Genomic DNA, 24935 nt, shown 5'->3' with positions numbered 1-24935 from the left:
GAGCCAGGATCAAACTCTCCATAAAAGAAATTTGATTAGCTCAAATTGTTTTGCTGGCATCATGTTTGATGTCCAAATTATGTTTCGTTCACTAGTTAAACTAGCTACTTAAAACTTTATTGATTACGTTTTGCTTGTTCAGTTTTCAAGGTTCATTATTTAAGTCGTTTTTCAGCGACTTCTTTATATTAACATCTCATTCAAAACATGTCAACAACTTTTTTAAAAAGTTTTTTGTGTTTTTCTGAGTTATTCGTTTATGTCTTAGCGACAATTAATATAATACAATACTAAGATATTATTCGTCAACTACTTTTCTAAAAAAATATCGAGGTATTTTTAGATACCTCGATTACAAGCATACTACAGTCATTGCCCCATTTCTAGAGCATCTTTATTTACCTTGTAATGACGGTGAAATATCCTATCATTTTTCGCTGCAATTGGTTCAATTTGAATATAGCCTTTATCCACTAAGTACTCCACAAACACTTCTAAATCCACTGAGTAGTTCACAAGCTCATGATGATCGTGTAATTCCTGAATGGTCCACATTTCTTTTGTTTGCATGACTTCTAATATATGTTGTGCTCCATCTCGTGTACGAGAATGAATTAAAAACTCACTTGCTAAAAACAACAATTCTAAGCGCTTTTCTATTGGCTCATTACTTGTCACTAGCTCTTCATACAGCTTATAGATGGCTGGCTCAATTTTTTTTACCTGTGCCCAAACAGTTACTTCAGGATACAGGCCACTATCGATAATAGATAAACGACCTAGATGATGCAGGGAGTCCACAACGTGATTATAAGCATCCAAGTAACTTCCTTTATCGAAGTATTCTTTCCCTTCCAAATAGCGACGAATTAACTTTGAAAATTGAATACCTGTTTTAATTTTACGACCACTATACGGAAATTCCTGCAATTCTATTTTTAGTTTATGCAGAAATTCATTCCGATCAAATAATACTCTACCGAAGAATATCCAATCAACAACCTTTCTATTTGAACCGATTAGTAACCATTTTCGAATTAATTTCTCCGTAACAGTATGTAGAGCGATTTTATTTCCTTCATATAAGTAATGTTTTGAAAAGACTGGTTGCTCTGCTTCTTTTACGATAATGAGTAAAACCGTATCAAATGTATCTGTAACGTTACTTTGTTCTTCACGCTTTTCTACTAAAATTACGCCTAATGTATTCGACTGACTCGCACGTTCTTGATATATTGGACGCAGTACTTGCTCCATGTTCAGCCCTCCTTTATTCATATAGGTTCTTTTGTTCCGTTAAAAATTCGACATACTCTAAAAGTATTCCTTCTTTCATTCAGTTCAAAGCTAAAATACTTTGCCCTTATATGTTATAGTAGATTTTAGATTGGGAGGCAAGATGAAATATGAAACCTTATAAAAGTAAAATTAATAAAATTCGTTCATTCGCATTAGCACTAATCTTTTTTGGTTTTATTGTCATGTACGGAGGCATTTTCTTTAAAAACAGCCCGATATTAGTTTTAATTTTCATGTCACTAGGTGTTCTTTGTATTATCGGTAGCACAGTTGTATATGCGTGGATCGGTCTACTGTCAACAAGAGCTATTCAAGTAGAGTGTCCTAATTGCCATAAACATACAAAGGTTTTAGGCCGAGTAGATATGTGCATGTACTGCAATGAGCCATTAACGCTTGATCCTGCTCTAGAAGGTAAAGAGTTTGATCAATCCTATAATAATAAAACAAAAAAATCCTAGCCCTTTTTAAGAGCTAGGATTTTTATTGTACTTTTGCAGTAGCAACTTTACATGATGGACAAGTGCCGTATATCTCTAAGCGATGCGAATGCACATCAAAGCCTGTTACCTGTGATGCAAAATGCTCTATTTCGTCGAGTCCAGGATAATGGAAATCGACGATCTTACCACAGCATTCACAAATCATATGGTAATGATCGTTTGTCACGAAATCAAAGCGACTTGAAGCATCCCCGTAAGTTAGCTCTTTCACAAGACCTACTTCACGAAATACACGCAGGTTGTTATAAACAGTCGCTACACTCATATTAGGGAACTTACCCTCAAGAGCTTTATAAATTTCATCGGCAGTAGGATGTGCCATTGATTGAATTAGATATTCCAAAATAGCATGACGCTGAGGAGTAATACGTACACCAGTTGTTTTCAACGTGTCCAGTGCATCTTGTAAATGCGTTGCAGACATCGTCATGCACCTCTTCCATAAGTATTATTAATTTATAATTGTTATAAATAGTGTATCCAATTCGTACTACTTCGTCAACAATCACACATTGCTTATCCTCAATAAATCAATGGTATTTTCCTTAATAGCCTCTTGATAAATCCATAACATTTTCTAAATCCGTGTCACCCTTTAGCCATTTTGTTAGGCTTGGCTTGAAAATTTCTAAGCTACGCTCAACATAACGAGAAGAATGACTGGATACATGAGGTGATACTATGACATTTGGTAATGTCCATAATGGATTGTCAGATGTCAGAGGCTCCTCTTCAAATACATCTAAAACTGCATGTCCAATTTGCTTTGTTTCAATCGCTTGAATGAGTACCTTTTCATCAACTAAATTACCTCGACCAAAATTCATGAAGATCGCATTGTTTTTCATCACAACAAAATGCTCTTCTTTCAATAAATGGGTCGTTTCTGTTGTTTTTGGTAATACAGAAATAACGATATCTGCATGAGGTAGGGCTTCTTTCAATTGTGTAAAACTAATCACCGTATTCATATAGGCCGCTTCTTTACCGGAGCGGTTACAGCCAATCGTCGTAACACCAAAAGCTTGCAATAAACGTCCAACTTCTGACCCAATGGCACCTGGCCCCAAAATAAGTGCCGTACTATCACGTAATTCCGTTTGTTGTGTTTTTTTCGACCATTCACTTTTCTTTTGCTGCTCATACATCCAAGGCAAAGCTCGTTTAATGGCTAAAATATGAGCAAGCATGGATTCAGCCATAGGCGTTTTATGAATGCCACGAACATTTGAAACTAGAATCCCTCGTTCAATAATAGCCTGAGCTGGCATTTTTTCTACACCTGCCGATGCAACAAAAATCCATTTTAGCTTTGTCGCAGATTGAATACTCTCTTCTGTTAAATCTTCACCATATGTAACTAATACATCCGCTTGTTGAAGCTCTTCATTTGATAAACTCTTTTCAAAGATAAATTCAAGCTGTGGAAATTCTGCTACTAATGGTTCTCGTAAATCTGGTCTAGGTTCAAATGTAAAATAGATTCTCATTATTTTGCCTCCTGTTCTGCTAAATAAGCATATACTTCTTCAATATGATTTTTCACTCGAACTTTGCGCCAAGCTTTTACAAGCATACCCTCAGCATCAATTAAAAACGTTGAACGCTCTATGCCCATATATTCACGTCCATACATTTTCTTTAAAACCCATACACCATATGCTTCAGCAATAGCATGGTCCTCATCCACTAATAGTGAAAATGGCAAACCATGCTTATCAATAAATTTTGTATGCTTGCTTGCGTTATCTGGGCTAACACCCAGAACAACAGCGTTTAAATGACTGAAGTCCTCAAACTTATCGCGAAAATCACAAGCCTCCGTCGTGCAGCCTGGTGTCATATCCTTTGGGTAAAAGTATAAAATAACATTTGTTCCTTTAAAATCAGCTAAATGCACCATCTCGCCCTTTTCGTTCAAGAGAGAAAAATCCGGCGCCTTTTGTCCTTCTAGTAATGTCATACAATCTCCTCCTCTGTAGGTCCTATTTTACTCTAAGTAACAAATCAAGTCATATCCCTTAATTTCTTTGGATTTCTTACACCGATAGGTCTACAATAGATTACGTATAAAAAGTTAGGAGGCAATTCTATGAATCATGCAAAATCTGAAGCAATACATGCAGAGGCATTACAGCATATTGTTGGTGGTGTAAACAGCCCATCTCGTTCATATAAAGCAGTAGGTGGCGGTTCTCCTGTAGCCATGGCGCGAGGAAAAGGCGCATATTTTTGGGATGTAGATGGCAATCGTTATATCGACTATCTAGCAGCATATGGTCCAATCGTTACTGGTCATGGTCATCCTCATATTGCAAAGGCTATAACGCACGCAGCGGAAAATGGCACATTGTTTGGGACGCCGACTGAATATGAAGTTACTTTCGCAAAAATGTTAAAGGAAGCCATTCCGTCGATGGATAAAGTACGTTTTAACAACTCTGGTACAGAAGCTGTTATGACAACGATTCGTGTGGCACGTGCCTATACAGGACGTACAAAAATCATGAAATTTGCTGGTTGCTACCACGGGCATTTCGATTTAGTATTAGTGGCTGCAGGATCAGGTCCAGCAACATTAGGAACACCGGACTCAGCAGGCGTAACAACTTCAACAGCTGAAGAAGTTATTACTGTACCTTTTAATAACCCAGAAGCCTTTACAGAAGCCATGAATAAATGGGGCGAGGAGATTGCAGCTATCTTAATCGAGCCAATAGTAGGAAACTTCGGTATTGTTGAACCTAAGTCAGGCTTCCTTGAATTAGTACATGCTACAGCAAAGGAAAAAGGGGCCCTAACGATTTATGATGAAGTCATCACGGCCTTCCGCTTCCACTATGGTGGCGCTCAAAATTTACTTGGCCTAACACCTGATCTAACTGCACTTGGTAAAGTTATTGGTGGTGGTTTACCGATCGGTGCTTATGGCGGACGTAAAGAGATTATGGATACTGTTGCACCACTCGGCCCAGCATACCAAGCGGGTACGATGGCTGGAAATCCTGCATCTATGCAAGCTGGCATCGCTTGCCTAGAAGTGCTACAAACACCAGGTATATACGAGGAAATGGATAGATTAGGCTCAATTTTAGAAGAAGGTATTTTAGCTGCTGCTAAAAAACATGGCGTAACCATCACGTTAAATCGTCTTAAAGGAGCGCTTACTATTTACTTTACAGATGTGAAAGTAGAAAACTATGAGCAAGCTGAAAGCTCTGATGGTGAAATATTTGGACGCTTCTTTAAACTCATGCTTGCGCAAGGTATTAATCTAGCTCCTTCTAAATATGAAGCATGGTTCTTAACAACTGAGCATACAGAAGCGGATATTCAGGAAACAATTGAAGCAGTAGATATTGCGTTTTCTCAATTGTAATCTTGACAAGAAAAAGGCGACTTGCAGGTAGAAGTCGCCTTTTTCTTATTCATCCATGCAAATCTATGTATTTTATGAGCACTTCCTTCTATAATGTAAAGAAGCTAAAAAATATTAGACAGAAAGGACATCTTTATGAAATTAGGTGCCCGTGTATTTAAAACTGGTGTAGCTATCGTATTTGCATTATTTATTGCAGAGTTGTTAAAATTACCTTCACCTGTTTTTGCTGGAATTGCAGCTATTTTTGCTATTCAGCCTTCTATTTATCGTTCTTACCAAACCATTGTGGAGCAAGTACAAGCGAATATTATAGGTGCGACAATTGCTGTCATTTTCGGCTTACTTTTTGGCCACCATGTCGTTGCCATTGGTATAGCTGTCATAATAGCTATTGGTCTCATGTTGAAATTTAAACTGGAAAAATCACTTTCGCTAGCGTTGGTATCAGTCGTAGCTATTATGGAATTTCAAGGGGATGACTTTTTAACGTTTGGTTTAATACGCTTTGTTACGATATTAGTCGGGGTATTAGCAGCGTTTGTCGTAAACCTTGTGTTCTTACCACCTAAATACGAGGTAAAACTATTTCGCAAAATTTATATTTTACAAGATGATATTATTCGTTGGACACGACTGGCTGTACGTCAAGCTTCTGAGCACACATCCACAAAAACAGCATTAAGTAAGTTTAAAAGCCGTATGCTACGAGTGGATACGCTATATGATTTATATAAGGAAGAGCGTAATTATTTTAAAAATAAAAAATATGTGAAAGCACGCAAACTAGTAGTCTATCGTCAAATGATTTTAACTTCCAAGAAAAGCTTGGAATTGCTACAGCGTTTGCATAATCACGAAAATGAATTAGCTCAGCTCCCTACACAATTTCATTTAATGATTCAGGAGAGACTTGATTCCTTGTTAACGTACCATGAGCAATTGCTCTTAAAATATACAGGAAAGCTAAAGCCTGAGCATTCGGAGTGGAGTAAAAGCATTGACTATGTCCAACGTAATGAGCTGATGGAAATTTTCATCAAGCAAATCAACTTCGCTCGTGAAGAAGGCGATACGGAGTTTTCTAGCTATCACCTACTCTATATTTTATCGCGTATTTTAGATTATGAGGAAAACTTAGAACATCTTGATACACTTATTGTTTCTTACCAAAGCTATCATGGACATGAAATCAATGTAGAATTTGAAGAGGAATTCATATAGCTAACATTTTGGCGACAGATTATCTTGATTCAGGGGGCTTTTGATCACCCATTGAATGAAGATAAGTCTGTCGCTTTTTTTATACAAAAAACCTCCAAGTAGTCATCTACTTAGAGGAAAGAAGCTAAGAACGCAATGTTAGCAATTGTTGCTCTGCTTGTTGGCGTTTGACCATTTGTTCATCACGTAATTGCTGATAATTGGCAATGCCTGATATAATAGTATCCCACATTTCTTCAAGAGTCTGGGTAGTGCTGGATTGTTGAGCCATGGCAGTACTTAATTGCACCGCTTCCTTACTAGCTCCCCCAAATTGCTTCATACGATCTTCAAAGGCAGAGGCTGATTGACTTTGTAATTGTTGACGTCTTTCATTAACTGCATTCATCAAACCCATTTTAAAAACAGGAATGGTTTTAACAAAAGCCCCATTAATTTGTTCAATCAATTCACGGTTACCATTACGTAGCATATCGATTTGAGGGGCTGTGATAATAGCCACCATACGTGATTTTTCTAAATCATCTATTTTTTGCTGGAGCATCTCTGCAATAGCTTGCAAACGATTTAGCTCCATTTTCGCCAGCTGATTACCTGCTTCACTCTGTTTTTCATACATCGGAATCAATGTTGTTTGGACTTCATGAAGTTTCATGTCAGTTGCTACGATATACTTTTCTAGCTCAAGATAGTACATGAGGTCTTCTTGATATAAGCGTGCAAGTACTTGATTATCCTTTGCTAATTCCTCTTCCATCAGTACAAATTGATAATGGATTTTCTCAATATCTCTCCCCAGTCCATTGTATTTCGTAAATAAATCGCCATCATTTTTGGACTTACGTGCAAATAGCTTTTTAAAAAAGCCCTTTTGTTCTGTAAAATCTTGTTTGTCGAATGTCTGCATAAGGGCTTCAAGCTGCTTAAATAATTCATTTGATTCGAAAGATGTTGACTGAGTGATGATGGCTAAAATTTGATCTGCAAATGTAGCTAATTTTGTAGACGGCTCTTTTCCCAAAGCTAATAGCTCTATCTGATTTTTTATATTGATTTGATTGGCAATTTGCCGTACCTCTGCATGATCCCGTAACTGTTCTTTGAAGGCTTCTGCTGTTTCCAGTGTCAGCTGCTTCAGCGTCAACGAGTTATTTGACATTCATGCCGCCTCCTTTCTATCATCAAAAAAAACGATTAAAGAGTTTTTTTATGATTTTGTCGGGTGCAGTTTTCTGTGGCTTTGGTTGTTCATAGTACAAGTCAAACAGCATATGCTCTAAACGATGCACATCGTAACTATCTTCTTGTAAATGTTTTTCTAAATCTAGTTGACCTGTCGGATTATAAAACACAATATCCACACCAAATCGATTTAAAAACCCTAATAATGCCATATCCTCACGTGATAAAGCTGGTTGTTGAGGTGCTTGATATAATACCACCTTGGGTACCTCTTGTGAATAATCAAAGCTTTGTAGTAAACGAAGGATCTCCTGTGGAATCATCGTCATCTGTTTAAATAAAAATAACTGTAAATCATATAAGGTCTCATTTGGCTGCTGTTTCAACATAGGCTGCTCACAGGAAGTTTTTATCGTGTGTGCAATCGCACGCTGTAGCTCCAATGTTAACTCACCGTATTGCCACCAATCACTTTGCATAATACGCTCTACTGACAGTTCTCCATTTACTAGGCAATGCTTATAGTGAAAGTGAAAATTGGCTTTACTCGTTGGTGCATAGGGGAATTTCTGGACAAAAACCGTTTGCGGACTTGCTAATAACTGATGCATATAATACCAGTATTCTTCCCGTCTGCTCGAAACCCCACTAATTTTGGCAAATATGACTGGAATGACAATCTCATCCCCAACTACTTCAAACTGTGGTCGAACCAAAGCTTTCTCTTTTGCATAAATAAATATATCATCATATGTCATCCGTAATGTTAAGGAGCGTGGCATAAAATCTTTAAACTGCCAAGGCTTATAGACACCTGATTGCTGATCATGCATTAATTGCTCAAAATGCTGACTAGATCGATATCCAACCGTTGCCTGCCGGTCACGCAACTTATCAGGAAATGGCTGTAAAGTTGTTTGATTGGCATATGCATATGTGATAGAGAAAGTATCATTAGGATCAATCTCAGCAAATTCATCTATTTTAGCTGGATGAAAAATTAACACATCACAACCGAGCTCCATTAATAACAATAAGAAATAGCGCTGACTTAGAGTTGCTTCCCCATACCAAACTACTTTAGGAAAATCATCTGTTGGTTTCATGGATTTTGTCCATAGAATCCAATGGTTTTTTAACCATTTCACCATATCAATTAAAAACCGGCGAAAGTCATTTGCTAGCAAACCTAACGATTGCTGTTTTTGAAAGAGCTCTACTACTTTAATGGTTGCTAACTGTAAATGGCGATTCATTACACTGTCATCATGCTTAGGAATTAATTGATAACCATACATCATTGCCACTAAACGATTTATAGATAGTCCTTGCGGAGTTTGTTGATGCTGCGAAAGGATTGTTTGTATAGCCTGAAAGTCTTTTGGTTCAATATGTTTATTTAATTCTTCACTTAAAATATGGATGTTAGTGTTCTGTGACAATGTAAATAATGAATTGAAATAATCATCTTCTTCGATTGGTATGCCCAATACACGAACAGCAATTCTACTAAAGCTCACTTGCTGCTCTGTTGTTTCATAAAATGCACGATCCTTTGGTGAATCTTGAAACGCCTGTAGCCAATCATCAGGATGACGCTCCAACACTGATTTAATTGTGATTGTTTGCATACAAACGCACCTCCTAAAAATCATCCTCAGCCTATGCTAAAGCATTCATTTGTCATAGGATGTCTCACCTAATGACAACAAAAATATTTGAACATCTATACGATCGTTTGTTGTGATGCCATCTGTAAAACTGTTTCCAATAAATTCTTTGTAAATGCTTCACCATTGTGAGGCGAGTAAGTTGTATTTTGTAAAAACTTTGGCTGTTTATCCTTTAAATCTCCATGATTTGGTGTAAAAGCTAAATCAGCCATTGCAAGCATGCCATAATCCATAATAGAATCACCTGCTGCTATATGCACATCGTATGTACAGAACTCTTTTATATATTCTATAGCCGCTTCCTTTGTCAGCACCTTAGGCATAAAATACAATTTTTTCCCTTGTAGCAGAACATGCCAACCATGCATATCAAACTCTTGAATCATCGCTTGTAATTCATCGGATGGTAAAGCATCAATATCTACATGATGTACATAAAAAAGCTCATCTATATACAGAGATCGTTGTAGCCATGTATCAGATTTAATCGTCTGAAAAAGCTTTAGCATATCCATACGAGGGATCGAGGAATCTTCAATACGTCTAGATAATGTTTGTGTCCACTTTTCATATGGCTGACCCTTTTCTACTATTGTACCCCCATTGCTTGTAATTGCAAAAGCAGGGCATAAATCATAAATAAAATGGATTCTTTTATATTGATGTAAAGCTCTTGTCGTAACAGGTACAAATAAAGTTTGTTGGTGTACCTGTTGCAATAGAGGTGCTGTTGCCTGTGTCATCATACTCATTGCTGTTTCGACCTTGTGTTCAACGACAATTGTCTCTGTAGCTGGCGGAAACATCTCCATCATGCGTTTAGAATAAATAAGGGTTCTATCTAAATCAGATGTAAATAATATCATCATATTCTCCTCTATAATTCTTTGATCAAACCACAACATGCATAGGACATATTCGAATACTCTTCAACCATTACATTTTTTTCCTGTGCTAATAATAAAATATGTTTCAATTCATGCATGTACTGTGGATTAATTAAAATCTTCCAAGGTATCCTTCGCAGCAAAACTCTTGTCGTTTCGCCAACACCTGGTTTAATGAAATGAATATTATCAATACCAAAATCTCGTTGAATTGTTTGCACGGACTTCATACCCTCCCAAGTAATTGGAGAGATTTCTTGCTCTTGAATTTGTTGCACAATTTTATTCTGTACTTGTTCAAAACATGTGACGATACGTTCTATGTACAGCTTGGAGACATCTACGGCCTCTAATTCTTTGTAGTATTTTGCACCATGAAAATCGTTTGCATCCATAAACTGCAAATTTAATACCGTTCTACTCACTAATCCAGATACAGTCGAATTTAAACAAGCAGATGGTATTAAAAAATCCTCACGAGTTCCATAAATAGCGGCACAATGCCCTGGATCAGCCAAAACAGCTAAATCAGCACTTAACTGTTTTTGATATTGTAAATTAAATTTTTGGCAGGATTGAATTAATTCATTGGTAATTGCCCCTTTTCCTGTCCAACCATCAATAAATTGAATACTTCCTAGAGGATGCTGTGTCAAAATATAACGAATTGCCGTTTCATCAAACCCACGACCTCGCAGTATAGAAATGGAGTAATGTGGAACATTCACATGATAATGCATAGCTATATACCGTTTGATTAAAATACCGATGGGTGTACCTGCACGAGCTAAACTCACAAGAATTAAATTTTCTAACCCTCTATTTTCAATGATTTGCTCTGCCACTACTCCAACGGCGATTGCTATTCTTTCTTCATGAGCATCTAGCGCTTTATAAAAAAGATTCATATAGGTATCAGATGGTTGCTTCTCCACTGGCAGCATTTCAGAATAATGTATGCCCGATTGAATGAGCTGTTCACGTTTCTCATTATCCATTTCAAGGAATGCACTTCCAATATCACGCAATAAAAAAATAACGTCCTCCGATGCATAACTCCCCATTTTATCTGGCTGCAAAGTCGATATCATCGTTCTACCTCCAATTCATGCATACTAATTACGTATACTTTGGCGTTAGTGGCTTCTTGCAATGCCTTTACCACACGAGCAACTACCTCTTCACTTGCTATACGTTCCACTATGAAAAAAAGTTCCGTGTAAGACTGGCTTTGAAGATTATATAAAAAATTAGTCACCCCGTTATTTTCTGGACTTTCGAAGGCTATTTTTTCGTTAATCGTATATCCTAAATCATCCGTACAATAGATTGGACTACGAGTAGTCGACTGAAAGTAAACATCATTTCCCAAATAAGAGGCAATTTGCATAGGAACATACATGAATTCACCCGTGCCAATAACAAGCGCTGGCCCATTTGTTCTTAGTTCTTGTAATTGCATAGCAATAGCTTGAATCGTTTGCTTTTGGTCAACATGCTGTTTTGACGTGAGCATAAATCTCCCTGTTGCTAGTAAATAGGGGTGCTTATTTATTAATCCATTCTCCGCAACAGATCGATAGAATTTGCGATCAACAGATACTTGAATTGGACAAATGTCCATATCTCGTGCAACTTGTGTTAGTAAGTTTGGTTGTGTACTGGTTAAGCTTGGCGTGCCTGAACAGCTAAAATTCCCACACATAATGGAGATGAATTGTATAGAGATATCCCATTGTACTTCTAATTGTTGAAAGATTGTTTGCTGCTGTTGGGAACGCCAATCTAAAATAGATAGTACCGCATATTGTCTCACTAAAGGAAATTTCTGTCTTAATGTCTCAATAATATTAATGACCGTATTTCCAGTAGTAATTTCATCATCAATTAACACAATGCGCTTAGCTTGCAGTAAAAATTCTGGTTCCTCCGTATAAATTCTATGGCTTGTCGCATGTGAATGTTCTTCCTCAAACGTAACAAATGGCTCAAAATCTGGCAACACTTCACGTGTTGTGTGGATATACATAGCATTCGAGTGAAAGGCATTAAATACTGCGTGACCAAGTGCTGTTGCCGTCTCAGCAAAGCCAATAAACAATGTTTCATCCGTTAATTCTAGGGTTCCCTCTATGGATTTTTGTACTTCATCCAAATTAGCTCCGTCCTTTAAAGCTTTAACGACAGACGAAGCCATTGCCTTTTGCCCAGTAAGATGCTGATGATACAGCATAGCTAAAAGAGTTCCTGTCAGTAAAGGGATTTGCGGACGGACAGCCAAATGTTTGCCTAGTACCGTGCTTACAAACAAAAATTGTCTCTTCTTATTAATTCGAGCCGCCATTCTAAACAAGTCGGTTAGCGCAAAATTATGCGGATTGTTGGTAATTTCAATATCAATTGAATAATTCGGTAAAATGCTTAATTTACTCATTTGTTGTTGCATATACACTACCACCTATTTCAGACTGTAATAAAAGTGAGGCAAAATCGACAGATTCATGATAAACACCATAGACATGAGCCTGTTTTAAAATCCGTTGTGCCCATCTCATATGTGGCTTAATTTCATTCATTTTATTAGCATAGTGACTTTTCATAACACCTTTTTGTCCATCATTATTTTCTATAATACTTAGCGCATCTAAGTATTCCTCATACGAAATCGCATAGAGGGCATGCACAACACGGATATGGCTCGGATGAATAATTGTTTTTCCCACTATGCCATTTTGTTTATCCATTAAAACTTCTTTCATTAATCCATCTAAACAATCGTCTAATAACGCTTTCCTTGTATCAAGCGCACCTTTCTCACTAAATGGTGTCACTCTAAGTGCGGGCTTTAATACACGCTGATTATTAAAATACTCCCACACAGGCCCAGAAATAATAAAACCATCTTCCTCACGCCCTAAGATATTGACAATATCTGCAATACAATCTCGAATGACACTAATATCATAAATGGTAGAATCCATACGGCGGCGAATTCCGTAAATACCACAAAAATCGGTAGCTCCAATTCGTACATTTAATACACGGGCTTTGTATTGATGTAGAACTGCTTTAATGTCTAATAATGCTTCCATGCGAGTTTCCTTATATAGTACCTCACGACTTTCTAAAATCGGCATACCATATAAAATTAAATCATTTTCTAAAATGGTTTGTTCAAGCAACTCAAAATAACGGGCACCCTCTTCGGCTGTAAACTTTGGAAAGACATAGCCAGTTAATATTTCTTGCTTTTTCCCTAAAACAGTTGTTAGCTTTTGAAACTGCTCAACATGACGTACTCGAATAAAAAGTAATGGGAGCTCCTGAAGTAATAGCTGTTTTTGCTGATAGAGTGCATATAGTTCACTAATATCCTCTATCAACTTAGCTTCACAATCTACTAACTCTGCATCTCCAACTGCATCCTCCAAATCAATGACAAGTGATGTGAGTTCCTTATATTTTTGTGATCGGATTAAGCTCACAATCGTAGGCATGGAAGCTGGCATATACAAAGTCGCACCTAGGGCATATGACAAAATTTCCGACGTTTCCCATTTTGTAAACGGCTGTGGCTTCTTATAAAAAATCGTTTCTGCTTCTGTTGCAAAGTGTTGCATCTAATCCTCTCCCCAGTAACTATGCCTTTTGTGAAAAAAGCACTGTATCAGCCTGTTCCATACAGACTAATACAGTGCCTTGTTTACACTGCTGTTTTCTTTTTCAACTTGTAAACAACAAATATCAATAAGAATGCAGCTATTAAAATAATAACAAAAATTTCATGCGAAGGATGGTAGCCCCCAAATACTAACACACATTTTCGGTGCATTACGATAAGCCCCTGTTACATCTGCTAGTTTAAAAACTGTGCATATGTATTTACTATCTCATTTAATACATCTACATCAGATCCTCCACCATGCACCTATGTCCCATAGTTACTGTAGGCCATATGCATTGATTAAAGCAGCTAGTCCACCCTGGTAACCTGAACCTACTGCAGCAAATTTCCACTCACCATTATGTCGGTACAGCTCACAAAATACTACAGCCGTTTCAATGCTGAAATCTTCGCCTAGATCGTAACGCAATACCTCTGATCCCGACTCTTCGTTCGTCAATCGTACATAGGCATTTAAGACTTGCCCGAAGTTTTGATGACGTCCCTCGGCATCGTAAATAGTAACCGTCACTACAATTTTTTCAATTTGAGGTGATACTTGCTTTAAGTTGACAAGAATTTTTTCATCATCCCCATCCCCTGCACCTGTACGATTATCTCCTGTATGGACAACTGACTGGTCTGGGCTCGATAGATTATTATAGAAAATAAAGTCCTGTTCATTACGACATTTACCTGAAGCATCTAGTAAAAATACAGATGCATCCAGGTCAAAGTCTTGTCCACCATCAAATTGCTTTACATCCCAGCCTAAACCAATGCCAATGCTATTTAAGCCTGGATCTTGCTTTGTTAAATCAATACGTTGCCCTTTACTTAATTGTATAGCCATTCAAAAATCTCCCTTTCTGTCCAAAGATGAAATTTTAGTTTACACTTAAGCCATAATCATTACATAAAGCAGCTAAGCCACCTTGATAGCCTGCACCAATCGCATTAAATTTCCATTCTCCGTTATGACGATATAATTCCCCTACAACAATAGCTGTTTCGATACTGAAATCCTCGCCTAAATCATAGCGAATAATTTCTTCGTTGGAAGCAGCATTCATAATACGAATATAGGCATTAGACACCATACCGAAGTTTTGACTGCGAGACTCTGCATCATGAATTGTTACAGTGAAGGCTAATCGCTGAACATGAGCAGGTACTTGAGTTAATGCCACTTTCACCACTTCATCGTCACCTTCGCCTACACCTGTTAAATTATCGCCTGAATGCTCTACTGAACCATTGCCACCTTTAGTGTTGTTATAAAAAATAAAATCATTTTGATCTGAAACTTTACCTGTATCAGCAAGTAAAAATACAGAGGAGTCTAAGTCAAAATCATGACCACCATCATATTTATTTGTATCCCAACCTAAACCTACAACAACATTCGTTAACCCTGGATTTGTTTTAGTTAAATCTACCTTTTGACCTTTTTGTAATGAAATGCCCATAATTTTTATTCCTCCTATTTAGTCAATTATTTATTGATATCTTCGAACAACGTCGCCAAGCTTTATGTCATTTGTTCCCGTACCAACCGCAGCAAATTTCCATTCGTTATTATGTCGGTAAATTTCTCCACATACTAACGTCGTTAAATTTGAATAATTATCAGTTAAATTATAGCGAATTAGTTCGCTTCCTGTCCTATCATCATACACACGAATATATGCATTATGAATCATACCGAAGTGTTGATTGCGACCTGCCGCATCATAGATGTTTACAACAAACACAAGCTTGTTATATTGCGAAGGTACGGACGATAGTTCAATTGTAATTACCTCATCATCACCATCGCCGTCACCTGTTAAATTATCACCTGAATGTCGAACAGAACCGCAGCTACTTGTTAATTTCCCGAAATAAACAACATCGTCACCCGCTACAACCTTATCATCTTGTAACATTAATACCGAAGCATCACAGTCGATACTTCTGCCACTGCCACTATTTCTGCTAGAAAATAAACCACCTAAAAAGCCGCCACTTTTCTCTTGGCCTACAGGGTCCCACCCTAAACCAACTTTAATTTTATTTAATCCTGCGTTACCCTTTGTTAAATCCACTCTTTGTCCTTTTTGTAAATTAATCCCCAATTCTAACACCCTCCTAAAATATGTATTTCAGTCGAAAGATTTTATGGTAAGCAATAATCTACTAAGCTATAAGATTTCTACTTAAAATTAAGTCTAAAATAACGTGACAAAAAATTCAATTAATGGCTCCGAAAAGGTGTTTTCACTTATTTTAGAAAGCCCCTCACGCCTTTTTCTATAACATAGAACGTTTTTGTAGTAAAAATGTTCCTTTTATATCCATTGGTCCAAGCAGCTAAAAAACCTTCTAACTTGTAGAAGGCTATGTTTCTATTTACTAACTTTTCATTTTTGGATCTAATGCATCTCGTAGTCCATCCCCCATTAGATTAAAGCCTAATACGGTTAACATAATAGCTAAACCAGGGAAAATCATCGTCCACGGAGCATTTAATAAAAACTTCCGTGCATCCGCTAGCATTTTTCCCCATTCTGGTGCTGGAGCTTGAGCCCCTAGCCCAAGGAAGCCTAATGCTGCCGCTTCAATAATAGCTGTCGCAATTGCTAATGTCCCCTGTACAATTATTGGCGTTATGGAATTCGGCAAAATATGCGAAAATAGTATTCGTGCATCACGCATACCAATTGCTTTTGCCGCTACTATATACTCCTCTTCCTTGACACTTAAAACTTTAGAGCGGATTAAGCGCCCAAAATTCGGTACGTTAATAATAGCAATGGCGATTAATGCATTTTGTAAAGATGGACCCAGCACTGATACTACTGCAATCGCTAGTAGCATACTAGGGAAAGCTAGCATAATATCAAAAATACGAGAAATTATCGTATCGACCCATTTTCCATAATAACCTGCAATGATGCCAAGTAAACTACCAATTATCACGGACAAAATAACAGAGAAAAAGCCTACCCATAGTGAAATCCTTGCACCGTGAATGATCCTCGAAAAAATATCCCGCCCAAAATCATCCGTTCCAAACCAATGATCAGCGGATGGTGCCAGTAAACGTTTCGTTAAATCTTGTTCATTGATGCCTTGTGGTGCAATGAACGGACCAATGACAGCTAGTAAGATAAAAAATATAACAATTCCTGCTCCAACAAGGGATACTTTGCTCTTTTTAAAACTACGCCAGCCTTCGAGCCATGGACCTACTGCCTTTTCTCGAACTGGTGCTACTTCTTTTTTTATATCGATTGCTCCAGTCATCATTGCAACTCCCTTCTATTTGTATTTAATCCGTGGGTCGACTACTGTATACAGTAAATCCACGATTAAGTTAATCATGATGAAAATAAATGCAACGATGAGAATACCTGATTGAATAACAGGATAATCCCTGAAGCCAATCGCATCATAAATATAACGACCAATTCCTGGCCAACTAAAAATCGTTTCTGTTAAAATGGCCCCACCTAACAGTAATCCTGTTTGTAGACCAATTACCGTTAACACAGGAATAACCGCATTCTTTAATGCATGCTTATAAACAACGATAAACATTTTTTGTCCTTTTGCTCTTGCAGTCCTTACGTAATCTGAACGCATAACTTCCAGCATGGAGGACCTTGTGATTCTGGCAATGATAGCCATTGGAATCGTGGCAAGTGCTACTCCTGGTAATATTAATCGCTTTATGACTTCGATGAATTGATCAAAGCGTCCTTGAATGAGCGTATCTAGTAAATAAAAATGGGTTATGGCGGTAATTGGATTTCGTACATCTTCTCGACCAGATGTAGGTAACCAACCAAGCTTACTACTAAATGTCCACTGCTCCATCAATCCAAGCCAGAACACAGGTACAGATACACCGATTAACGCTATAATCATCGCTGTATAATCAAACCAAGAATTTTGGAACCATGCAGAAATAATGCCAGCATTCACACCAATAACGATCGCAATGATCATCGCAAATAGTGCAAGTTCGGCCGTTGCTGCTAAGTATGGGAAAATTTCTTCTGATACAGGTAGTTTCGTACGTAGGGAAACCCCTAAATCCCCCTGAAAAATACCTGCTAAGTAACTAAAATATTGTGTATACCACGGCTTATCTAATCCTAAACTTGCGTTTAACGCCTCGACCGCCTCTTTTGTTGCCTGTTGTCCTAAAATAACCTGTGCTGGATTTCCAGGGATTGCCCGTATCAACATAAAGACGATAAAAGTCATTCCAAGCAAAACTGGGATTAGTTGAAGTAAACGTCTCCCCATGTAGTGAAGCATTTTCATCACCTCTCTATGATTTTCATAATCTACTGTGAAGTCTTTATATACTGTTGAAAGGTTGAGCCTTCACTAAACGGTTTTGAATGTTTAGTTGAATTCTTTCATACAGGAAATAATCATGATCTTTACTTGAAAAGAATCTGCGAGATTTCCACGGCTTACCCGCAGAAAAGCAAGCAGATTCTTCACATTCCTTTGTTCAATTAAAAATGATGAAATTTACTATTGAATATCTACTGCATCTAAACGGTCAGAGCCAGTAGGATGCGCAATGTAATTTGTAACTTTCTTGTTAGCAGCTAAAATTGGAATAGAGTGAGCAAGTGGAACCCATGGAGCATCCTCAGAAATAATTACTTGAGCTTGCTTATAAAGTTCATTACGCTTGTCTTCATCGATCTCAGTTTGAGCAGCTGTTAATATCTTGTGTAATTCTGGATTATCATAGAACGTATAGTTATTAGAACCAATATTATCGGCGTCTAATAACGTGTATAGGAAGTTATCCGCATCCCCATTATCGCCTGTCCAGCCAAGTAGGAATGCATCCGCTTCACCATTTTGAGCTTTTTCTAAATACGTAGCCCATTCAAATGACACAATTTTAGATTTAATACCTACGTCTTCTAAGTTCTTTTGAATCGCTTCAGCCACTTTTTGTCCGTCTGGCATGTATGGACGTGGTACTGGCATCGCCCATAGCTCAATTTCCTTGCCATCGTAGCCTGCTTCAGCAAGTAATGCTTTCGCTTTTTCAGGATCATACGTATAGCCTGTCACTTCATCGTTATAACCAGAAATTACTGGTGGCATTGGGTTTTTCGCTGGTTCAGCTAGCCCTTCATAAAACGCATCCACTAATGCTTGTTTATCAATTGCATAGTTGACTGCTTGACGTACTTTTACATTATCAAAAGGTGGACGTGTAACAGTTAAACCAAGGTAACCAACGTTCATAGATGGACGTTCGATTAACTGTAAATTTGCATCGCCTTCAATTGTTCCTTTATCAGAAGGACTTAAGCCATCAGCTACATCAATATTGCCTGCTAATAAATCATTTAAACGTGCTGAGTTTTCTGGAATAGAACGATAAATTACTTTATCTAATTTAGGATACCCATCAATATAGTAATCTGGGTTTTTCTCAATTGTGATTGAGTCATTACGTACCCAGCTAACAAACTTGAATGGACCTGTTCCTACAGGATTTGCAGATAAACCTTCTTCATCTGCTTCAAATGCTGTTGGAGAAGCAATTGCAAATGGAGACATTGCTAAATTTTTTAAAAATGGTGCTTGAGGTTGACTTAACTTAAAGACAACTGTGTAGTCTCCCTCTGCAGTTACTGATTCAATTACTTGCTTGTCACCAACGACAAATTGTGAACTAAAGTAAGGATGTTTATCTGCACCTGTTTTCCAACGTTCAATATTCTTAACAACAGCCTCAGCATTGAAATCTGTGCCATCATGGAATTTCACACCTTCTTGTAGCTGGAAAGTATACGTTAAACCATCCTCTGATGCCTCCCATGATTTGGCTAAGCCTGGTTGAATTGTTACATCTTGCTCTCCAAAGTTTACAAGTGTTTCATAAATATTAGCTGTCACTGTGAAGGATTCACCGTCTGTAACAACAGCAGGGTCAAGTGCTACAGAATCTCCACCACGACCATAGACTAAAATTTTTGGTTCTCCACTGCTAGCTGTATCGCCACCAGTTGAAGTATCTTTACTACCCGTATCCTTGGTATCTGAGCCGCCACATGCTGCTAAGATTGTCGAGAGAATAAGGAGTAGCATTACACCTAAAGTCCAAAACTTCTTTTTCTTCATCGAATTTCCCCCTATGAGTTTTTATATCATTTAATGTTGGAGTGCCTCGTAAAGATGGCAAGCAACATAATGACCTGGTTTCACTTCTTGCATTTTAGGTATTACCTGTGAGCACTGATCCTTTTTAAACGGACATCTCGTATGGAACGTACAACCGCTTGGCGGGTTTGATGCACTTGGAATATCTCCTGAAATGATGATCTGCTCCCGTTCAAACGTAGGATCTGGAACAGGGACCGAAGATAAAAGTGCCTGTGTATATGGATGAAGCGGTTCAGCATATAAGTCCTCACTCGCTGTCAGCTCAACTAATTTACCTAAATACATAACGCCAACTCGATTACTAATATGACGCACAACCCCTAAATCATGGGAAATAAAAATATAAGTTAGCCTCAAATCCTTTTGCAGCTTTTGCAATAAATTCAAAACCTGTGCCTGGATGGATACATCAAGTGCAGATACTGGCTCGTCCGCAATAATTAAGCGTGGATTAGTCATCAAGGCTCTAGCAATGCCGATACGTTGCCTTTGCCCTCCACTAAATTGATGCGGATAGCGCTTGATATGATATTCATTCAATCCAACAATCTCAAGTAGCTCCAACACTTTCTGTTTTCGCTCTTTGGCATTACCTATCCCATGAACAATAAGAGGCTCCTCTAAAATTTTGCCGATGTTATGGCGAGGATTTAGTGAGGCATAGGGATCCTGAAAAATCATTTGAATATCTCTACGTGCCTTCCTCATTTCGTTATTGGATAATTCTGAAATCATTTTACCTGCGAATTCTATCTTACCTCCAGTTGGCTCCAGTAAACGCATTAATAAGCGACCCGTTGTGGATTTGCCACAGCCTGATTCGCCAACAATTCCTAATGTTTCTCCTTCAAACACTTCAAAGGAAACATCATCTACGGCCTTTACATCCCCGGCATGTGAATGAAGGACTCCTTTTCGAATCGGAAAATACTTTTTTAACCCCTCAACCTTTAATAACGCTTTCGACACGTTGCTCCACCTCCTGCTTCTCTAGTAAAAAACATCTCGATTTATGATTCTCTGCTGCTTCAAATAAAGGTGGTGTTTCCTGTAAACAACGTTCCATTGCATATTCACAGCGTGCCGCAAAACGACAGCCTACCTGAATACTTCCTGGTTTCGGTACACTTCCAGGAATGGAGTATAAATTTTCCTTTTTATAACGCATGTCAGGTACTGATTGAATGAGCCCTTGTGTATAGGGATGTTTAGGATTAGTAAAAATTTCATGAATCGGCGCCTCTTCCACTATTTGTCCTGCATACATAACAATCACTCGCTCACAAGTTTCCGCGACAACCCCCAGATCATGTGTAATTAACAACACAGCTGTATTCAATCGTTTATTTAAGTCTTTCATAAGCTGTAAAATTTGGGCTTGTATCGTAACATCCAATGCAGTTGTAGGCTCATCCGCAATCAATACTTGAGGATCACAGACAAGTGCCATAGCAATCATCACACGTTGACGCATACCGCCAGACAGCTGATGTGGGTAGTCCTTTAGCAATTCCTCAGCACGTGGTAGACCTACCAATTTCATGATTTCGACCGCTCTTGCAAACGCTTCCTTTTTTGTCCATTTTGGATTATGGATTAATATAGCCTCCTTTAACTGATCACCAATCGTGAACAGAGGGTTTAGCGAAGTCATGGGCTCTTGGAAAATCATTGCAATGTCTTTTCCACGTATTTTTTGCATTTGTTTATCCGTACATTTAGCAATATTTTTGCCATCTAGCAAAATTGCTCCACCCGTTATTTTACCTGGTGGTGATGGAATTAATCCCATGATGGACAGCGACGTAACACTTTTACCACTTCCCGATTCTCCTACAATCCCTAAAATTTCTCCTTCATGGACAGAAAAATCGATATCGTCTACAGCAGGAATTTGCCCATTATCTGTGAAAAAGGTTGTTTTCAAACCTTTTATTTCTAGTAGTTTTTTCCTCATGTGTAACGCCCCACTCTACCTATATTTTACTTAAATGTATAATAATATTAATAGAATACTATAACTTTCGTTAAATTCCTTATTTTCAGATAATTCTAACTAAAAATCCTTACTCTTTCAATCATTAATATTCTGCAAATTACATAGAATTTCTACAATAATCGCCTTCGATAATAATAAAATCTTATAAAGAGATAATTTTTAACATTTTTCAAAAAAAAATAGCCTTCCATTTTCGAATAAATGAAAGACTTTTTTGAAAAAAGTTCTTAAACCGTGTAATTTACGGAAAATTTTAATCTAAATGCTGCACTTGGAATAAATTATAATATGTCCCTTGACTGTCCATTAACTGTTCATGTGTTCCACTTTCGATTAATTGACCATGATCGATGACGAAAATCTTGTCAGCATGGGTAATTGTAGAAAGACGGTGCGCAATAATAATAGTTGTTCGTTCATGAGCAAGCTTGTCTAACGATTCTTGAATCAGTGCTTCACTTTCCAAATCTAATGCAGAAGTAGCCTCATCAAGGATTAAAATTGGTGGATTTTTTAAAAACACACGCGCAATGGCAACTCGTTGTTTTTGTCCGCCAGAGAGCTTTACTCCTCTTTCTCCAACCTTTGTGTCATAGCCATTAGGCAGACTCATAATAAAGTCATGGGCATTTGCCGCTTTCGCTGCTTCGATAACCTGTGCATCTGTTGCATCTGGTTTCCCCATTAAAATATTCTCTTTGACAGAGTCACTAAAAAGTATATTATCTTGCAGGACAATACCAATTTGAGATCGTAAGGAATGTAAAGTGACATCCCGTACATCTTTTCCATCAATGGTCACTTGCCCGCTTGTTGTATCATAAAAGCGAGGAATTAAACTGATAATCGTTGACTTACCACCACCACTCATCCCTACAAAGGCAACAGTCTCTCCAGGATTTATCGTTAAATCGATAGCATCTATAATAGGTGAGCCAGTTTCTTCATATTGGAAGGATACATTTTGAAAGCGAACCTGCCCATTTGCACGTGGGAGTTCAAGAGCATAGTCCTTATCCTTCACTTCATAAGGCTCATCTATTAAATCGAACATTCGATCCATTGAAGCAATTGACTGTGTTAAAGTTGTGGAAGAGCTAACAAGTCGACGAAGTGGGCCATACAGACGTTCAATATAAGCAATAAAAGCAACCATTGTTCCAACTGAAAGTGACCCATTTATTACTTGATAGCCCGCGTAGGCTATAACTAGTAATGGCGCTACATCTGTAATGGTATTGACGACAGCAAATGATTTTGCATTCCACTTTGTTTGATCAAGCGCTTTTTCTAAAAACTCACCGTTTGCTGAATCGAACAATTTTTGTTCATGCTTTTCTAAAGTAAAGCTTTTAATAATGCTCATACCAGCTACACGTTCATGTAAATAGCTTTGTACACCTGCAAGAGCTTGAGAACGTTTCCGTGTTAAATCTCTCAATTTGCCAAAAAAGTACTTCACACTGAAAGCATAAAATGGAAATGCGATTAACGCTACTAGTGTTAGCTTCATATCCATGGTTAGCATAATGGCAATCGCAATTACAATCGTCGCCAGATCTAACCAAACATTCATTAATCCTGTCATGACAAAGGTTTTTGTTTGTTCAACATCATTAATTACCCTTGAAATAACATCCCCTGCTCGTGTATTGGCATAGTACCTTAAGCTTAAACGCTGTAAATGTGCATAAATTTCCTTACGAATATCAAATAGCACCTTGTTGCTTACGTGTTGTGCAAAATATTGTCGATAATACTCAATAGGTGGACGGATAATAAAGAACACAATAATAGTGCCACCTAGCCAATAAAATAGTTCTTTTGTTTTTTCTACATCTGTTAAGTCATCTGCTGCAATAATATCGTCTAGCACAATCTTAATGAGCAGTGGAATAAATAGTGGAATAGCAAATTTTACTATACCAATGATAATCGTTAAAATAATTTCCCATGTATATGGTTTAACAAAGCGCATATATCGCTTAATGCTTCCCAATTTATCATCACATCCTTACAAAAAGAAACAGACATTCGAAGATGAATGCCCTAAGTATTATAGCAATATTTTGACTAAAATACAGTTATGATGACTTTATAGCGAACTATTTTACCTTTGCCTTACCAACACTCTGCTCCCCTCCAATAAAAAACACCTATTAGTTAAACTAATAGGTGTCATGATTGATCATCTGACTGCATATCAAGCTGGAACTTGTAACGATTTGTCCAGACATCGATGAAATCGGGTGCAAATGGTCCTCTTTTTTGTTGAATCCAGCTTATTAATTTATCGACATTGCGCTTTAAAATCTTATCTATGACATCAGGATAAGACATTTCCTTCCGATGGAGCTCATATTCATCCTCGTCTAAAAGTGTATAAGACATGTCAGGAAAAACTTTAATATCTAAATCATAGTCGATATATTTAATGGCATTATTATCGAAAACAAATGGTGAGCTTAGATTGCAATAATAATACACACCGTCTTCACGTAGCATACAGATGATGTTAAACCAGTGTTCCGCATGGAAGTAGCAAATAGAGGGCTCTCTCGTTAGCCATGTACGACCATCGGATTCTGTTACAAGTGTCCGTTCATTCGCACCGATTACGATATTTTTCGTTCCTTTTAAAACCATCGTTTCTTGCCAAACACGGTGGATACGGCCATTGTGCTTATAACTATGTATTTGTATCGTTTCTCCTTCTACCGGTAATGCCATTTTGTTAGCCCACCTTTTCGTCTATGCTACCTAAATCTAGCAGTCTCTAGTATATTATAGCAATGTGTACGCGAAAGGTGTAGTTAGAAAACCACAAATTTCACTACGCTATTTTGAATTTGTATAAAATTTAGTCAATTATAAGCGAATTTTAATATAATGTCAGCTTTGATGGGATTTTTTAGTTAATGCTATAGAGGATT

At 37.6% G+C, this 24935-nt stretch carries 24 protein-coding genes; 3 read left to right on the top strand and 21 right to left on the bottom strand.

Annotated elements, in window-relative coordinates:
• Positions 1 to 369: 369 nt before the first annotated feature.
• Entirely contained in the window at positions 370 to 1257 is an 888-nt protein-coding gene (locus HCH28_RS20445) for a nucleotidyltransferase-like protein (RefSeq protein ID WP_016994017.1), read from the bottom strand.
• A 149-nt stretch (positions 1258 to 1406) separates the two neighbouring features.
• Here HCH28_RS20445 and HCH28_RS20440 point away from each other — a divergent pair, with 149 nt between their 5' ends.
• Positions 1407 to 1760, top strand: coding sequence for a YgzB family protein (locus tag HCH28_RS20440; protein WP_221682852.1), 354 nt, complete (start codon positions 1407 to 1409; stop codon positions 1758 to 1760).
• A 22-nt stretch (positions 1761 to 1782) separates the two neighbouring features.
• On the opposite strand, the gene perR is transcribed toward HCH28_RS20440, so the two are convergent.
• From perR to bcp, 3 genes are all read right to left on the bottom strand, one after another.
• Positions 1783 to 2226, bottom strand: a complete 444-nt coding sequence (gene perR / locus HCH28_RS20435; RefSeq protein WP_004230508.1) for a peroxide-responsive transcriptional repressor PerR — start codon at positions 2224 to 2226, stop codon at positions 1783 to 1785.
• Between the two features lie 121 nt (positions 2227 to 2347).
• Complete coding sequence (locus HCH28_RS20430; RefSeq protein WP_221682851.1) at positions 2348 to 3292, bottom strand: D-2-hydroxyacid dehydrogenase; 945 nt, start codon at positions 3290 to 3292, stop codon at positions 2348 to 2350.
• Positions 3292 to 3765, bottom strand: coding sequence for a thioredoxin-dependent thiol peroxidase (bcp, locus tag HCH28_RS20425; RefSeq protein ID WP_221682850.1), 474 nt, complete (start codon positions 3763 to 3765; stop codon positions 3292 to 3294). The genes HCH28_RS20430 and bcp overlap by 1 nt, the downstream gene beginning before the upstream one ends.
• 129 nt (positions 3766 to 3894) lie before the next feature.
• On the opposite strand from bcp, the gene HCH28_RS20420 reads away from it, so the two are divergent.
• Positions 3895 to 5181 (top strand): glutamate-1-semialdehyde 2,1-aminomutase, encoded by a 1287-nt coding sequence (locus HCH28_RS20420; RefSeq protein ID WP_221682849.1) that lies wholly within the window; start codon positions 3895 to 3897, stop codon positions 5179 to 5181.
• Between the two features lie 135 nt (positions 5182 to 5316).
• Entirely contained in the window at positions 5317 to 6405 is a 1089-nt protein-coding gene (locus HCH28_RS20415) for an FUSC family protein (protein ID WP_221682848.1), read from the top strand.
• A 124-nt stretch (positions 6406 to 6529) separates the two neighbouring features.
• Here HCH28_RS20415 and HCH28_RS20410 read toward each other — a convergent pair whose 3' ends face one another.
• The 17 genes from HCH28_RS20410 to ntdP form a co-directional block, all read right to left on the bottom strand.
• Complete coding sequence (locus tag HCH28_RS20410) at positions 6530 to 7564, bottom strand: toxic anion resistance protein (RefSeq protein ID WP_221682847.1); 1035 nt, start codon at positions 7562 to 7564, stop codon at positions 6530 to 6532.
• 22 nt (positions 7565 to 7586) lie between these two features.
• Entirely contained in the window at positions 7587 to 9218 is a 1632-nt protein-coding gene (locus HCH28_RS20405) for a YceG family protein (protein ID WP_221682846.1), read from the bottom strand.
• A 95-nt stretch (positions 9219 to 9313) separates the two neighbouring features.
• A complete protein-coding gene (locus HCH28_RS20400; RefSeq protein WP_221682845.1) occupies positions 9314 to 10126 on the bottom strand; it encodes an HAD family hydrolase in 813 nt (270 codons plus the stop codon).
• Between the two features lie 11 nt (positions 10127 to 10137).
• Positions 10138 to 11238, bottom strand: coding sequence for a cysteine protease StiP family protein (locus tag HCH28_RS20395; protein WP_221682844.1), 1101 nt, complete (start codon positions 11236 to 11238; stop codon positions 10138 to 10140).
• Positions 11235 to 12593, bottom strand: a complete 1359-nt coding sequence (locus tag HCH28_RS20390) for a phosphoribosyltransferase family protein (protein ID WP_221682843.1) — start codon at positions 12591 to 12593, stop codon at positions 11235 to 11237. The genes HCH28_RS20395 and HCH28_RS20390 overlap by 4 nt, the downstream gene beginning before the upstream one ends.
• Positions 12574 to 13767 carry an HpcH/HpaI aldolase/citrate lyase family protein gene (locus tag HCH28_RS20385; protein WP_221682842.1) on the bottom strand — a complete coding sequence of 398 codons (1194 nt, stop codon included), beginning with the start codon at positions 13765 to 13767 and terminating at the stop codon, positions 12574 to 12576. Before HCH28_RS20385 ends, HCH28_RS20390 begins: the two co-directional genes overlap by 20 nt.
• Positions 13768 to 13850: 83 nt before the next feature.
• Positions 13851 to 13979, bottom strand: coding sequence for a hypothetical protein (locus HCH28_RS25190; protein ID WP_255601706.1), 129 nt, complete (start codon positions 13977 to 13979; stop codon positions 13851 to 13853).
• A gap of 109 nt (positions 13980 to 14088) precedes the next feature.
• Complete coding sequence (locus HCH28_RS20380) at positions 14089 to 14664, bottom strand: TerD family protein (RefSeq protein ID WP_004230495.1); 576 nt, start codon at positions 14662 to 14664, stop codon at positions 14089 to 14091.
• 34 nt (positions 14665 to 14698) lie between these two features.
• A complete protein-coding gene (locus tag HCH28_RS20375) occupies positions 14699 to 15280 on the bottom strand; it encodes a TerD family protein (protein WP_221682841.1) in 582 nt (193 codons plus the stop codon).
• A 30-nt stretch (positions 15281 to 15310) separates the two neighbouring features.
• Positions 15311 to 15928: a TerD family protein gene (locus HCH28_RS20370; protein WP_048394762.1), complete on the bottom strand. Its 618-nt coding sequence runs from the start codon at positions 15926 to 15928 to the stop codon at positions 15311 to 15313.
• A gap of 277 nt (positions 15929 to 16205) precedes the next feature.
• Positions 16206 to 17102 (bottom strand): nickel transporter permease, encoded by an 897-nt coding sequence (nikC, locus tag HCH28_RS20365; RefSeq protein WP_221682840.1) that lies wholly within the window; start codon positions 17100 to 17102, stop codon positions 16206 to 16208.
• Between the two features lie 12 nt (positions 17103 to 17114).
• Complete coding sequence (locus tag HCH28_RS20360) at positions 17115 to 18119, bottom strand: ABC transporter permease (RefSeq protein WP_004230491.1); 1005 nt, start codon at positions 18117 to 18119, stop codon at positions 17115 to 17117.
• A gap of 225 nt (positions 18120 to 18344) precedes the next feature.
• On the bottom strand, positions 18345 to 19961 hold the full coding sequence (locus HCH28_RS20355; RefSeq protein WP_221682839.1) for an ABC transporter substrate-binding protein: 1617 nt from the start codon (positions 19959 to 19961) through the stop codon (positions 18345 to 18347).
• A gap of 30 nt (positions 19962 to 19991) precedes the next feature.
• Positions 19992 to 20972 (bottom strand): ABC transporter ATP-binding protein, encoded by a 981-nt coding sequence (locus tag HCH28_RS20350; RefSeq protein WP_221682838.1) that lies wholly within the window; start codon positions 20970 to 20972, stop codon positions 19992 to 19994.
• On the bottom strand, positions 20947 to 21960 hold the full coding sequence (locus HCH28_RS20345; RefSeq protein ID WP_221682837.1) for an ABC transporter ATP-binding protein: 1014 nt from the start codon (positions 21958 to 21960) through the stop codon (positions 20947 to 20949). The genes HCH28_RS20350 and HCH28_RS20345 overlap by 26 nt, the downstream gene beginning before the upstream one ends.
• Before the next feature lie 295 nt (positions 21961 to 22255).
• On the bottom strand, positions 22256 to 24001 hold the full coding sequence (locus tag HCH28_RS20340) for an ABC transporter ATP-binding protein (RefSeq protein ID WP_305068591.1): 1746 nt from the start codon (positions 23999 to 24001) through the stop codon (positions 22256 to 22258).
• 179 nt (positions 24002 to 24180) lie between these two features.
• Entirely contained in the window at positions 24181 to 24732 is a 552-nt protein-coding gene (ntdP, locus tag HCH28_RS20335) for a nucleoside tri-diphosphate phosphatase (protein WP_004230486.1), read from the bottom strand.
• Between the last annotated feature and the right edge of the window lie 203 nt (positions 24733 to 24935).

The sequence above is a fragment of the Lysinibacillus sp. K60 genome, assembly GCF_019731275.1.
Lineage (GTDB): Bacteria > Bacillota > Bacilli > Bacillales_A > Planococcaceae > Lysinibacillus > Lysinibacillus capsici.
Note: the sequence above shows the minus strand (reverse complement) of the source record. Positions and strands in the feature narration are given on the sequence as shown.